Annotated in this window: 10 protein-coding genes and 1 pseudogene; 6 read left to right on the top strand and 5 right to left on the bottom strand. The window is 47.8% G+C overall.

The window, feature by feature from the left end; all coding sequences use genetic code 11:
* The first annotated feature begins 190 nt into the window (after positions 1–190).
* Positions 191–1,624 (top strand): PLP-dependent aminotransferase family protein, encoded by a 1,434-nt coding sequence (locus R7Z50_RS01075; protein ID WP_149192147.1) that lies wholly within the window; start codon positions 191–193, stop codon positions 1,622–1,624.
* A 20-nt stretch (positions 1,625–1,644) separates the two neighbouring features.
* On the opposite strand, the gene R7Z50_RS01080 is transcribed toward R7Z50_RS01075, so the two are convergent.
* Positions 1,645–2,667 (bottom strand): helix-turn-helix domain-containing protein, encoded by a 1,023-nt coding sequence (locus tag R7Z50_RS01080; protein WP_206970377.1) that lies wholly within the window; start codon positions 2,665–2,667, stop codon positions 1,645–1,647.
* A gap of 131 nt (positions 2,668–2,798) precedes the next feature.
* Here R7Z50_RS01080 and R7Z50_RS01085 point away from each other — a divergent pair, with 131 nt between their 5' ends.
* The 3 genes and pseudogenes from R7Z50_RS01085 to R7Z50_RS01095 all read left to right on the top strand — a co-directional run bounded on the left by R7Z50_RS01085 (position 2,799) and on the right by R7Z50_RS01095 (position 5,175).
* The gene (locus R7Z50_RS01085; RefSeq protein ID WP_064354539.1) at positions 2,799–3,560 is read left to right on the top strand and encodes an SDR family NAD(P)-dependent oxidoreductase; all 762 of its coding nucleotides are present in this window, start codon (positions 2,799–2,801) and stop codon (positions 3,558–3,560) included.
* 40 nt (positions 3,561–3,600) lie between these two features.
* The gene (locus R7Z50_RS01090; RefSeq protein WP_104976255.1) at positions 3,601–4,113 is read left to right on the top strand and encodes a 2,4'-dihydroxyacetophenone dioxygenase family protein; all 513 of its coding nucleotides are present in this window, start codon (positions 3,601–3,603) and stop codon (positions 4,111–4,113) included.
* 4 nt (positions 4,114–4,117) lie between these two features.
* Positions 4,118–5,175: pseudogene (locus tag R7Z50_RS01095) on the top strand (zinc-binding dehydrogenase).
* A gap of 82 nt (positions 5,176–5,257) precedes the next feature.
* Here the strand turns inward: R7Z50_RS01095 and R7Z50_RS01100 are convergent.
* Together R7Z50_RS01100 and grxB are read right to left on the bottom strand one after the other, a co-directional pair.
* Complete coding sequence (locus R7Z50_RS01100) at positions 5,258–6,382, bottom strand: alkene reductase (protein ID WP_318148810.1); 1,125 nt, start codon at positions 6,380–6,382, stop codon at positions 5,258–5,260.
* A gap of 10 nt (positions 6,383–6,392) precedes the next feature.
* A complete protein-coding gene (gene grxB / locus R7Z50_RS01105; protein ID WP_054576145.1) occupies positions 6,393–7,022 on the bottom strand; it encodes a glutaredoxin 2 in 630 nt (209 codons plus the stop codon).
* A 216-nt stretch (positions 7,023–7,238) separates the two neighbouring features.
* On the opposite strand from grxB, the gene R7Z50_RS01110 reads away from it, so the two are divergent.
* Positions 7,239–8,174: a LysR family transcriptional regulator gene (locus R7Z50_RS01110; protein ID WP_136976622.1), complete on the top strand. Its 936-nt coding sequence runs from the start codon at positions 7,239–7,241 to the stop codon at positions 8,172–8,174.
* On the opposite strand, the gene R7Z50_RS01115 is transcribed toward R7Z50_RS01110, so the two are convergent.
* Positions 8,127–9,038, bottom strand: a complete 912-nt coding sequence (locus R7Z50_RS01115; protein ID WP_206970374.1) for a LysR family transcriptional regulator — start codon at positions 9,036–9,038, stop codon at positions 8,127–8,129. The two genes, R7Z50_RS01110 and R7Z50_RS01115, sit on opposite strands and share 48 nt — an antisense overlap.
* A gap of 220 nt (positions 9,039–9,258) precedes the next feature.
* On the opposite strand from R7Z50_RS01115, the gene R7Z50_RS01120 reads away from it, so the two are divergent.
* Positions 9,259–12,138: an MGH1-like glycoside hydrolase domain-containing protein gene (locus R7Z50_RS01120; protein ID WP_318148811.1), complete on the top strand. Its 2,880-nt coding sequence runs from the start codon at positions 9,259–9,261 to the stop codon at positions 12,136–12,138.
* An 89-nt stretch (positions 12,139–12,227) separates the two neighbouring features.
* Here R7Z50_RS01120 and R7Z50_RS01125 read toward each other — a convergent pair whose 3' ends face one another.
* On the bottom strand, positions 12,228–13,796 hold the full coding sequence (locus R7Z50_RS01125; RefSeq protein ID WP_064369387.1) for a DEAD/DEAH box helicase: 1,569 nt from the start codon (positions 13,794–13,796) through the stop codon (positions 12,228–12,230).
* Positions 13,797–13,844: the final 48 nt, after the last annotated feature.

Below are 13,844 nucleotides of genomic sequence, written 5' to 3' on the forward strand. Positions count from 1 at the left end.
TCTGCGTTAAAAATGATTGCAATTTACCTCTGGGGTTGTATTTGGATTGAACGATGCTGTTTAACATGTTTGTTTAACCCATACATTTCATGTCAATCATTACAATTGTGGTTTATTTTTGTGCATTTCACCTCGTTTTGTGAGTTAAAGTTCGCCATTTGTTAAATGGAAGTTACAATGAGCGTTAAAAATGAATCAATTAAAATATTGTGTCATGACAATTTCTTTGAACCCGATCATTCGGCCAGGCACCGCTAAATACATCTCCATTGGTAACTATCTTGTCGAATGTGTCCGCAGTGGTTATCTAAAACCGGGAACTCGATTACCCACACATCGTGAGTTTGCAGAGCAAATTGGCGTCAGCGTACAAACGGTGAGCCATGCATATGGTTATGCAGAGAAAAAAGGGGCGATCGAGTCTTGGGTTGGGAATGGTACTTTTGTCAAATCAGGTTTTGTGGATGAAAGTACGGACACGGAGTTCATGCTGACACAAGAGATGAAAGAAACGCCGGATGAAATTGATATGTCGATTGCACATCCAGTGGTGACCGATCGCCACATTACGCTTTTTAATCAGGCGTTAATGGAGATTGCTGGGCAAACAAACAATCGTGGTTTGATCAGTAAAGCAAAGCCGGTAACAGGTCAGCCTCATCATATTGAGTCAGGAGTACGATTTCTAAGTAGCCAAGGGCTGGATGTGGGTGCCGATCAAATATTACTCACAAATGGTGCATGCCATGGTTTAACGTTGGCTTTAAGCACAGTTGTTGAACACGGTGATTTAGTTGCTTGTGGTCACTTGGTTGATCATGGCTTGATCTCTCGCTCGAGAATGCTTGGATTTAAGTTGCAACCACTTGAAATGGATGAGTTTGGTATAACGCCGGATGCATTTGAATGGGCATGTAAACACAAACCAATCAAGGTATTGTGTTGCACACCGAGCATGGCTAACCCGACTAGTGCGCATATGGATGTTGAACGCCGAGAGGCGATAGCGAATATTGCGCAGCAATACGACATCTATGTCATTGAAGATGACGTGTATGGAGCACTAGAACCTAACCGTGTCCCACCCCTTGCCACATTGTTACCCGAACAAGCTTTCTATGTCACCAGTTTAACCAAAGTTGTAGCGCCAGGCATGCGCACTGGCTATCTGACGGTCCCACGTCATTTTTTGCAGCACGCGATTGGTCGTTTAGCGGCAACGAGTTGGTCTGCGACTCCCTTACCATTTGAAGTCGCTCATTTGTGGATCGAGAACGGTACGTTAAATCGACTTATTCGCTTTCAAGTCAATGAGTTTGCTAAGCGACAGCGAATAGCAAAAGCCGCTTTAGAAGGGCATGTTTATAGCTCGCACCCGAATGGACAGCACATTTGGTTGAGACTACCCGAGCAGTGGAATAGCGATGACCTGGTTGCTTCGGCAAAGCGTTCAGGGGTGCAGATCACGGGATATAAACCGTTTGTTCTCGATACTAATCAGCCAATGCCTTACGTGCGAATCAGCTTGGGAGCAGAAACAAACCGAGGCTACATCAAACACGGGTTATCTGTGATTGCTGAAATTCTCGATACCAACCCTCCCACCTCACACTTTTTGGTTTGAATGATAGGTTATTTATGCTTTTAACTGATGGGCTTAAACGTTTGTAACTGAGTTTTTTCTTGTCGCCATTGCCTTGGCGATTTTCCCGTCCAGCGACGAAAGTGGCGGCTGAAGACCGCAGTTTCTGCATAGCCCAGTTGCAACGCGATATCGGTAATACTCTGAATATTCTCATGCAATCGCTGTTCGGCGAAATCCTGACGCACTTGTTGTAAAAGCTGCCGATAATTTGTGCCCTGTTGTTTCAGCTTGTTTTGCAGCATTCTCGGATGCAGATCCAATGCTCTTGCAACGCGCTCAACGCTGCATTCTCCGGTTGAGAGCAGACGGCCAATCATGTTTGCTGCTTGGTCACTGAGATTGTTGGGGTAACGGGTTTGCAGCTCTTTGAGGTGCTGTTGAAAATGGCGCTCTAGTGCGTCTTCATCTTGGTGGTTCTTAGCGTTAAGCAGAGTCGCTTTAAGTAGGATACCGTCAAACTTATCGCCGAAACGCAGTTTGCTCTGCTGGGCAAATTCGCTCTGTTCTGTCTCAAAGCTCGCGTGTTGGGTGAGGTGTAAAGAGAAGTGACTTGCTTCAATATCAAGCAGACTGGCAATAAACATCGCCAGATGCGACACACTGAGCTGCATCAACTGCGCGATACCTCGTTCGCTGTGCACATCAATATTGAGCGACAACCGTACCCAATCATCTTGTGGCGTCATGTTGAGAGTGACCCCTGACGAATGCAGATAGAGAAAATCATTCACCCGCGCCAAGGCTTCACCGACCGTTTGCGCCCGGGAAACCAGCATTGGCAAGTCTCCCAAGCTCTGTAGGTTTTGGCGCTCGGCGAGTAACGCACCAAACAACGGTTGCTGACAACGAGCAGCCGCTTCCTCCAGCAATTCCGCCAGCCTTGGATAAGCGAGATAGGTATCGGGATCGCGAAATTGCGCCGCAGACAGCCCGACGGCAGCCATAATTTCAACCGGATTCAGCCCCAGTTCGGAAACCAAGCTATCAAATTTATCGGCAGCGCCACTTCGTACGATATACATGTCTCGATTTTTAAATGTTAACAGGTTGTAAATCGCAATGTATCAAATTTACTTCGCAAAAGGTCAAGTGAGTGTCAGTGAGTTGATCTAGGTTACATTTTGATAACAACAACGCATGGATGAGAAGGTGTATGGAACTTATCAATAAAACGGCCATTGTGACTGGGGCAGCTGGTGGAATTGGCCAAGCCATCATTGCAAAGCTGAGAGAGCAAGGAGCCAAAGTGCTTGCTGTCGATATTTCAGAACAATCACTGCAAATGTACACAAGTTTTGACCCAAAGCAGTTGGGAACCTTTGTCGCGGACGTCACCGATTACCAACAAGTTGAAGCTATGGTGAAGTGTGCGGTCGAACAGTTTGGCTCGCTTGACATCATGGTCAACAACGCAGGCATTGGCGCGCCGAAACCTCTGCTTGACCACGACCCAATTGCCGATTTTGAGCCGATCTCTAAGGTCAACCAAAATGGCGTTTACTACGGCATTCTTGCCTCTGGAAGACAATTCCAAGCGCAAGGCACGCCGGGCGTGATCCTCAATACTTCTTCTGTTTACGCACGAATGGCGTCTGAGATGACCTTTACCTACAACGTCAGTAAAGCCGCAGTCGATATGATGACCAAATGCGCCGCATTAGAACTCGCACCATTGGGTATTCGTGTTTGCGCTGTCGCTCCGGGACGCGTTGATACTCCTATGTTAAGGCAATACGAAGAGATTGGCCTGTGGGACCACATCCGCAAAGAACAGATGCGTCAAAACTTCACACAACCAGAAGAGATTGCTGATGTGGTGGCGTTTCTGGTCAGCGAGAAAGCCAACTGTATCAACGGTTGTACCATCAGCGCATCTGACGGTTTCGAGAATTTTAAGTACCCACTTATGGGATAGGCGAGTACGCCACATTACAGCAATAGCGAGGATGTAAGTTATGTCATTACCAGAAGTTATTCAGCACCAAGATTTCTTATTAACTCTTAATACCAATGAGGAGTCGCTCATCAAAGACGCGTTACCGGGTGTTGATGTTTACCCGTTGTTTCTTGACCCAGAAAACGGTACTTGGGTGATTCGTGCCAAATTCAAACCGGGTATCACTCTGCCTAAGCACTTCCACACTGGCGTGGTGCATTTCTATACGCTGAGTGGCGCTTGGCACTACATTGAGTACCCAGATCAAGTCCAAACTTCTGGTAGCTACTTATATGAGCCGGGCGGTTCGATTCATACCTTTCACTGTCCAGAAGAGTCGGGTGGTGCAGATGGCTTTATGGTGATCCAAGGTGCGAACATTAACTTTGACGACGAGGGTAACTTCATCAACATCATGGATGCAGGTTGGATTGAGCAAGTTGTTATTGCAACAGCGAAAGCACAAGGCTTCACCGCGCGCTACATCAAACCGGGTGCGATTGCTGGCCTAAGCGATGAGCTAGCGGAGTAACCCCATGCAACAGATGAACAGTATCATAATGCAGGATGGTAGTGTCCGCCTGAAGCAAGTCGAAATCCCCAAACCTGCAGCGGGACAAGTGTTGGTTCGCAGCCTTGCCTGTGGCATTTGTGGCTCCGACCTTCACATTACTCGACACGCGGATGAGGTATTTGATGTATTCCACCAGCTCGGGTTGATACCTGATGAAGCCGGTGAGCACGCTCAAGTGATGTTAGGGCACGAGTTCTGTGCGGAAATTGTCGAATACGGTGCCGGTACGCAGCAAACGTTGTCCGTTGGTAGCCGAGTCACCTCAGTGCCGATGTTGCTCAGTCAAAATGGCGCGGGCGTTGGTGTTACTCCGGGTACTTATGGCGCGTACTCTGAGTACTTCCTGCTTGATGAAGCGTTATTGCTACCTGTCCCAGACGGAATGCCGTCTGAGGCGGCGGCATTAACCGAACCACTGGCGGTCGGTTTGCACGCGGTCAATCGCAGTGAAATCGAGACGGAAGAAACAGCGCTGGTTGTCGGTTGCGGCCCTATAAGGCTGGCGGTGATTGCTGCACTGAAACAACGTGGTGTGAGCAATATTCTTGCGGTCGATCTTCAGGAAGAGAAACTGCAACTTGCTAGTGAGTTTGGCGCAAATCGATTGATCACCCGACCAAGGAAGACGAGATCGCCGTCGGGGCACAGTACGCGATGAATTCACGCCTGGTCATTTATGAGTGTGTTGGCAAGCATACCTTGATTGACGATTTTCTGCGCCGCGCTCCTGCCCGAGCGCGAATCGTCATCTCGGGTATCCATACGACACCCGCAATCATTAACTACGCGTACGCGACGGTAAAAGAGCTCGACTTGAGATTCTCTTACTACTACCAACCGCACGAGTTTGAGCAATGCCTACAAGCGATTGCCGAACACAAGTTTCCTTGGCAGAAAATGCTCACCGCCAAAGTGGGAATCGACGGTGTCGAAGACGCGTTTAGACAGTTAATGACGCCAAATGACCACATCAAAGTGGTTATCGAACCTTGGCGCAGCGGCGCGTTAGAAGTGATTTAACTCTTAGTCAGATTTAGCTAGCTAAAACCAATTTTAGTTTGGTGACAGCCCCAACCGTAGCAGCTAGGTTGGGGCTTTTTTGTTAGGCCTGTTCTGCGCATTCCTGTTGCAGAGCAGGGTAATCGGTGTAGCCTCGTTCGTTTCCGCCAAACAACGTTGAGCCATCGAGTTCTGCCAACGGATGGTGATGTTGCAATCGAGAGACCAAGTCTGGGTTTGCTACGAATGGTCGTCCGAATGCGACAAGATCCGCGTAGCCTTTCTCTAACACTTCGTTTGCTCGTTGAGGATTGTAGCGACCTGCGACAATGATAGCGTTGCGAAAGCGCTTTCTAAGTTCGATTCGGAACGTCTCTGGAATCGTTGGTGCATCGGCCCAATCGGCCTCGGACAAGTGCAAGTAGGCAATGTCGCGCTCCTGTAGCTGTTTTGATGCCTCTAAGATCGTTGGCACGATATCTGGGCAGTCCATATCTTTAAAGGTAATGAATGGTGCCAATCTCACCCCAACTCGATGCGCACCAATAGCGGCGATAACTGCATCCACTACTTCGATAAGAAAACGGATACGATTTTCTCGTGAACCGCCGTAGTTGTCTATTCGATGGTTTGAGTTGGTTCTTATGAACTGATCGATCAGATACCCATTCCCGCCGTGGATTTCTACACCATCAAAACCCGATTCAATGGCGCGTTTGGCTGCGTTCGCGAAATCACCGACAACTCGGTTGATATCCGCTTGTGTCATGGCGCGAGGCTCAACACAATCGACCATATTGCCGTTGCCTTGTCCATCTGCAATCCAAACTTGCGTCTCTACCGGAGCGAGCGCAGATGGTGCGATAGGCTGTTCACCATTTTGGAATGTTGGGTGAGACACTCTGCCCACATGCCATAGCTGACAAAACATCGCTGAGCCTTGTGATTTGACCGCTTGGGTCACACCCTGCCAGCCCGCCACTTGCGCATCGGTGTAAACGCCAGGTGTGAACGAATAGCCTTGAGAATCGTCCGAAATTTGTGTGGCTTCGGAAATGATCAGCCCGGCAGAAGCGCGCTGTTGATAATACGTTGCCATCATCTCGTTCGGGATGTTGCCCGGCTGAGTGGTGCGTGCGCGAGTCATTGGTGCCATGACAATACGGTTTTGTAGTGACAACGATTTCAGTTGAGCTGGTTCAAACAGCTTATTTGTTCTTTGTTTCATGTTGCGCTCCTTAGATAAGTACTGGCACGTTGGTCGCTTTACGAGCGGTTGCCATCCAATGAAGTACGGCTGGATCCCATTGCACTTCGGGCGCACTGAAAAAGCCGCGTAGAATGGAGAAAATAATGGCCTGATCAACCAGTGACGTTTGCTTTTCTGAACTTAGGTTGAGCAAGGATTTGGTTTGTTCTATCAAAGCGGCGACTTCTTTCGCAATCGCAGGTGTATCGTTAATCAAGGCTTCAAAATTTAATGCTTCGGTTTCTTTTTTTGCACGCCATGCTTGTTTAGAGGTTTCTGTTGCAAATTCCGGTAACGTCATGTTTGACCAACGCGGATACCCGACTTTTTGTAGCGGTAAAAACGCCTGTTTTTGCCAGTCTAAAACCGGTGCTGAGGGTTGGCTGCTTTCATTGGAAGATGCCAATTCAAGGAAGTAGTTGATGATGTCTAAGCTTTCCGCCATCGCTTCGCCATCGTCTTTGATCAAAAGAGGAACTTGTTTTGCGCCGATGATGTTTGTGGTAGTGCTCTCGTCGTCATAAGCAATGTTGATGACGTCGAGCTGAATATTCAGCATGCCTGCAACAAAACGGACGCGGGCGCTAAAGGGGCAATGTTCATAAATGTACAGTTTCATTTTTTGTTTCCTATCTCTTGGCTGGGCAGGGCGTGTTGTTGTGCGTTGAACACAGTGACGCCGAATACAGCGTTACGGCGTTTAACTTTGCCCTGTCACATAACGTTCTGGGTCTAAACAATGTTGATAGGGTCAGTATATGGATTCGACTTAATTTGATAATTGGGTTATATCTGAATTGATTATTCAGTTTTTCCAAATAATAAGGGCGCGAAGGTGGATAAGTTTTCGGATATGACGTTGTTTGTCAGCATCGTTAAACATCAAGGTCTGGCAGCGGCGGGAAGGGAGTTGGGTTTGTCTCCGGCGACGGTAACGGCAAGGCTGCAAGCGATAGAAGAACGCTATGGCGTAAAGCTGCTCAACCGAAGCACACGCCACGTATCACTTACGGACGCAGGGGCAATGTACCATCAAGCTTGTCTGAACATCATTGATAGCGTGAAAGAGACGGAAAACTTGCTGCAAACGGGTATTTCGGAAGTGCGCGGAACGTTGAAAATTTCAGCTCCACGAGATATTGGCAAACAAATTATTTCGCCGATGGTGTCGGCTTTTTCTGAGCAATATCCGGATGTGACGCCTTATCTTTACCTTAATGACAATTTATCGAACTTGGCTGAATCGGGGCTCGATTTAGTGATTCGTTACGGTGAGTTAGCGGACAGTAATCTCATTTCGCGCAGGCTGGCGTCGAGTCAACGCGTGCTGTGCGCGTCACCTGATTATTTGGCGAAGCAAGGTGTCCCAAACTGTCCACAAGATCTCGCGGACCATCGCTGCTTAGCCATGGTGCGCAGCAATGAAGAATTAAAAACGTGGCACTTTAAAGATGAAGAGTCTCACCAATCGATCACGGTCACGCCAAAGCGATTTTCTGATGATGGTGAAGTGATTCGACAATGGGCGTTGGACGGTGCGGGGATTGCGTTGAAATCGATTTTAGATATTCAGCAAGACCTCAAAAAACAACGTTTAGTAACGGTTTTGGATGGGTATATGAAAAACTTCAGCGCCTTTTCGCAAGGCGCTGAAGCGGATCTGCATGTCATTTATCAAAGCCGTCAATATCAACCGAAAAGAGTTCGCCTGTTTTTGGACTTTCTAGTTGAGCAATTTAGCGCGCTGAGTGATGCCAGCAATCAGATCTAGATGTGATTCAGAGGTTTCTCTGCGGTGGCGATAAATCCCGACGGTGCCAGGGTTTGGTTCGTTTTCCATGGTTAAGCATCGTAAGCCAAAGGATTCCAAATACGGTTTGAGGTGGCGGGTATAAGACATCACCGCGACGCTTTCTTTCAGTACATCAATACTGGCGAGCAGAGAATCCACTTCGTAAGTCGGTCTGTCATCCAGTTGCTGCCTTTCGCGTTCATTTTGCTTCGGGATTGGGTTATCGATGACGTGAGCGAATTTCTTAGCATCATAAGTGACCGAAAGAGCTGGGTATTCGTGCAGCATATCTTCGGTGACGGTTTTCCCTAGAAGTGGGTGGTTTGGGGAAACAAAATAGGCATCAACCGTTTGAAATAGCGGAATAAACGTAACATCGCATTTAGACGACAATCCGACAATCTCGTGGCCGATGAAGAATTCAATCTGTTCGTTGATTAATGAATCCATCAAGCCTAAGTGGTTGCCAAATTCGACGTGCGCAGATGCCGAAGGCTGCTTGGTCAGATGGTCATTGAGTGCTTTTTGGACGAACAGCGGCCACCACGCATCGCCAGTACCCATTTTAATTTTTCCGACTTGGTATTGTTTCCGTTCATCAATGCTTTGCATCATTTGGTTGTATTCATGCTGCATCGCGTTGCTATGGCGATAGAGGATGCGTCCGTATTCGGTCAATACCATGCCATTAGGGTGACGTTCAAACAGCGTCACGCCGAGATTCTCTTCCAGCTTCTTTAAATTGCTTGTTACCGTTGGCTGGCTTAACCCTGCCATTCTTGCCGCAGCGCTGATGCTTTGGCAGCGTGCAACCAGTAAAAATTGCTGCAGAGATTTGTCCATTTTCTTTCCCCTCTAAGAACGAGGGGTATTTTGCACAATTTCATTTATAAATCACAAATCTGTAATCTCATTTGATTGAAATTATGCGCATTTCATAGATCTACATCACTGTTGGGGTCTGACGTATAGATGTTATCTATAGCTCGCTCCTGACTTCCTATTTTCCCCTCAAAAAGGTGTTCTTTAGACTGTCGCCAAAACAACAATCTAAGGGATGAACATGAAACCGAGTTTTATTGCGCTTGCTGTCGCGTCTTGTATTGGTCTTGCTGGATGTGGGTCAGATTCCTCTGATGCGCCAGTGTCAGTCGACAAACCAATTATTTCAGCCGACTTATATTTACGTGGTTTAAATGGGGATTGGGGCACGGCAGAGCATGCCAAGCTAAACTATTTGGGTAATAACGAGTACGAAACCGTACTGCGCGTCGCTCGAGGTAGCAATCAGTTCAAGATTGCTGATCCGGGTTGGCAGATCCAATACACCTACTTTGAGGAGCCCGCGGCGTTCGATAAAGCTCAGGAGTACCTGCCAAAACCAGACACGAATGAAGCGTGTATGAACGATGACTGCAACTCTGAGATCACGTTTGAAGACAAAGGGTATTACAAGTTTTCTGTGAGCTTTGCCGATGAAAGTCGCGCGACAATGACTGTGACGAAAGCAACGCAAGAAGAAGCGGAAAAATACTACTCTGATGCGATTCTCGACCCTGCAATGGTGCATGAAGGGCATCAGAGCAAAGAAGTGAAACTGTTCGCCAATTACGATGGCTCGAGTGATACCGTGATTTTCTCGGTGAAAGATCCTAAAGCTGAACTGCGTGAATTTGGTATTTCAACGACGACAGAATTGCGTGATGCGCTCGACCAAGGCTTAGTGATTAATGAGCAAACAGGGCCGCGAGTGGTGTCGGGTGATGTCGCGTTTGACGCGTTGTTTGCATTGACGATGAAAGAGCTAGGCCAGCTTGCTGTTTCTGAAATCAAAGACGGCAATTACAACTACAACAACCCAATCAAAGCGGAAGTTTTTGAAACGGGCGCGAAGTGGCATTACGTATGGACGCGTGATTTGGCGTACGCAGCAGACCTTTCGCTTGCATTGATGAATCCAACTCGCGTGCAAAATGGTTTGAATTTCAAATTGTCCGCTTTTCGCGACACGACCGATCAGCAATATGATGGCGAGCAGATTGTGCAAGATACGGGCACTGGCGGCAGCTGGCCAATCAGTACCGACCGCACGACTTGGGCGCTTGGTGCAGAACGCTTACTTTCGGCATTGAATGGGGAAGAGTACAACCAGTTTGCCGAGCGCGCATATAACGCTATCAGTAATACACTTGAAGCCGATCGCCTGGCGGCTTTTGATGCGAAATCCGGTTTATACACTGGTGAGCAATCATTCCTCGACTGGCGTGAGCAAACTTACTCAACGTGGACGCCAAACGATGTCAATGCGATTGGTAGCAGCAAAGCGTTATCGACAAACGTGGTTCACTACCGCGCGATTCAGCTCGCGGCTAAGTTGGCAGAGAAGTACGATTCAACCAACGCGGTCAAATACACCGAGTGGGCTGAGCAGTTAAAAACCGCTATCAACGAGCAGTTTTGGAATGCCGAACGCGGTATGTACGTAAGCTATTTGTTTGACAATGGCAAAGACATCGCGGTCGACAAATACGATATGTTGGGCGAAGCGTTGGCGATCATCAGTGGCGTGGCAAGTGATGCGCAGGCGAAACAAATCATGGCCAATTACCCACACAGTGAGTTTGGCGTGCCGGTTTACTTCCCTCAACAACCGGACGTGCCTGTGTACCATAATCGCGCAATTTGGCCATTTGTTACCGCGTACAGCTTGCGCGCCGCGCATCAAACACAAAATGTGGCAGCAGCGAACAATGCCATTCAATCGTTGGTTCGTGGTACGGCAACTAATTTATCCAACATGGAAAACTTAGAGTGGCTTTCTGGTAAGTCATTCATCATCCATAGTGATCATGGTGAAGATCCAAGCATGGATGGCCCAGTTATTAACTCTCAGCGTCAGCTTTGGTCTGTGGGTGGCTACTTGAACATGGTGGTAGAGACCCTATTCGGCATCCATACCGAAACGGGCAAGTTGGAAGTGAAGCCGTTTATCACAAGTTGGGTGCGCAATAACTTGTTGGCTCAGTCTGAACAAATCACGTTGGAAAACTTTGCCTTCAAAGGAAAGAACTACTCGGTAACCATTTACTTGCCTGAAGTAAGCAAAGATGACACAGGTTACTACCCAGTTGAAAATGTCACAATGGACGAAGAGGGGCATTTCCACGTGACATTGGGCGCGCTTGTGAATGTAGATAGCAGCATTACTTTAGTTTCTGGTGTGAAACCGTACGCAAGTGAAGATAGTCGCGTTTATTCTCCGCAAGAGCCAACATTGGTGGTAAAAAGCGTTGATAATTCGGTTTCGATTGACGTGACGAGTAAGTACAACGTGAACTTGTATCGCAATGGCGAGCTGATTCAAAAGAACGTGATTGCTCAATCTTATTCCGATACGCCAACAGGTTTTGCTTGTTATTTGGCTGAAAGCATTAACGATAAAGGCTTCCGTTCTAACCCAAGCCAACCTGTTTGTGTCGGTGAAGAGATCCGCATCAAACTTGATGGCGAATATCAGCCACTCAAAGATAATGTCTCAGTGGTTACGGTGAGCAAAGACAGCGGCGTCGTAAAAGGTGCAGAGTCGTTTACAGCGCCTGTAACGAGCACTTACCAGTTCGATGCTTGGTACAACAATAACCTAGGGCAACTTAATACTGGCATCACGAACACCGTGAAATTGTTAGAGGTATTGGATGATGCAGGTAAGGTGGTTGGCCAAGGTTACTTGCAGATGGGCCATATTGGTGAAAACCAAGGTATGCGGTACTCAACGCCAATTGAAGTGGCGTTGGAGCAGGGGAAAACCTATCAGATCGCGCTGAAGGACCACTTCAATATGAGTTACCTCACATCGAATGAAGCCTACATCTACGCTGGTGGTATTGAGGGTGAAAAGAACGAAGCGCAAATCTCAGATATTCGAATCACACCTTTAATGTAGGCTGTTTTAACAAAGCTGTGTTCTAAGAAAGACAAAGCCGCTGAGATTATCAGCGGCTTTGTTGTATTTTCTATCGGGCTGTTTGCAGATTAGTTTGTGGCCTGTGGACGAGGCTTACGACGCTGACCTGATGGTTTGTTTCCTGCAGGTTTAGCATTGTTTGGCTTGCGGTTACCAGACGGTTTACCAGCGTTGCCACTCTTATTACCGTTTGGTTTATTTCCACTCGGTTTATTGCCATTTGGCTTGTTGCCGTTAGGTTTGCGGTCATCTGGTTTACTGTTTGCACGACCTTGGCCTTCACGGTTGCCTTTAGGCTTGCCCGCACCGCCTTGGTTGGTGCTGTTTTTGTTGCCGTTGTTACCACCGTTGAAGCGACGCTTAGGTTTGTTTGCACCATTGCCTGTTTTCTTTTCGGTTGCTGGAGCGTTTTCACTTGCAGCATTTGGCGTTTTTGGTTTTTTTGGCTTCTTAGGTTTTTTCGGTTTGATTGGGCGCGTATCCAGTTTAGATTCTGGCACCACATTGGTTGGCGCAAAACCTTCCAACTCTTTACGTGGTAGTACTTCTTGAATCAAACGTTCAATCGCAAACAACTCAGATGCTTCTAGCGCACACACCAGTGAAATCGCTTTACCTACTTCGCCCGCGCGGCCAGTACGACCAATACGGTGAACGTAGTCTTCTGCCACTTTCGGTAGCTCAAAGTTCACCACTTGCGGTAATTGCGGAATATCGATACCGCGCGCAGCAATGTCCGTCGCGACCAACACACGAATTTCACCCGATTTGAAATCCGCCAGTGCTTTGGTACGTGCGCCTTGGCTCTTGTTGCCGTGGATGGCAGCAGCCGGTAGATTTTGTTCGATCAGGAACTTCGCCAGACGGTTTGCGCCGTGTTTCGTTTTCGTAAACACCAGCACTTGCTTCCAATCGCCGTCTTTGATCAATTTAACCAACATCGGTGCTTTCTTCTTCACGTCTGCTGGGTAGATGCTTTGCTCAACCGTTCTCGCCGTCGAGTTTGCCGGGTTCACTGAAATCTCAACCGGGTTGTTCACCAAGCCTTTCGCAAGGTCGCGGATTTCATCCGAGAAAGTCGCAGAGAACAGTAGGTTCTGACGTTGTTTTGGTAGCAGAGCTAGGATTTTGCGAATATCACGGATAAAGCCCATATCCAGCATGCGGTCTGCTTCATCCAGTACTAGCACTTCCAGTTGGTCGAATTTGACCGCATTTTGGTTGTACAAATCCATCAGGCGGCCTGGTGTTGCTACCAGCACATCCGCACCTTTGCGAAGACGCTGCATTTGCGGGTTGATCTTCACACCACCAAAAACAACTGCACTGCTTAGTGGAAGGTGACGGCCGTACATAAACACGTTTTCTTGCACCTGAGCCGCAAGTTCACGCGTTGGCGTCAGGATAAGTGCACGAACTTGGTTAGCACGAACGCGAGGGCCGTTCGATAAACGCTCAAGAATCGGTAGCGTAAAGCCTGCGGTTTTACCTGTACCAGTCTGCGCTGCTGCCATTACGTCTTTCCCTTCCAAAATAGCAGGAATTGCTTTTGCCTGAATTGGCGAAGGGGTGTCGTAGCCTTTCTCTTGAATAGCTTTAAGGATTGGAGCAGATAGACCTAACGAGGTAAAACCCATATGTATGATTCTCAATTGTAGAGTTAGATAACAACGCGCCGAAAACAA

It is taken from the genome of Vibrio sp. 1249-1, from assembly GCF_033340495.1.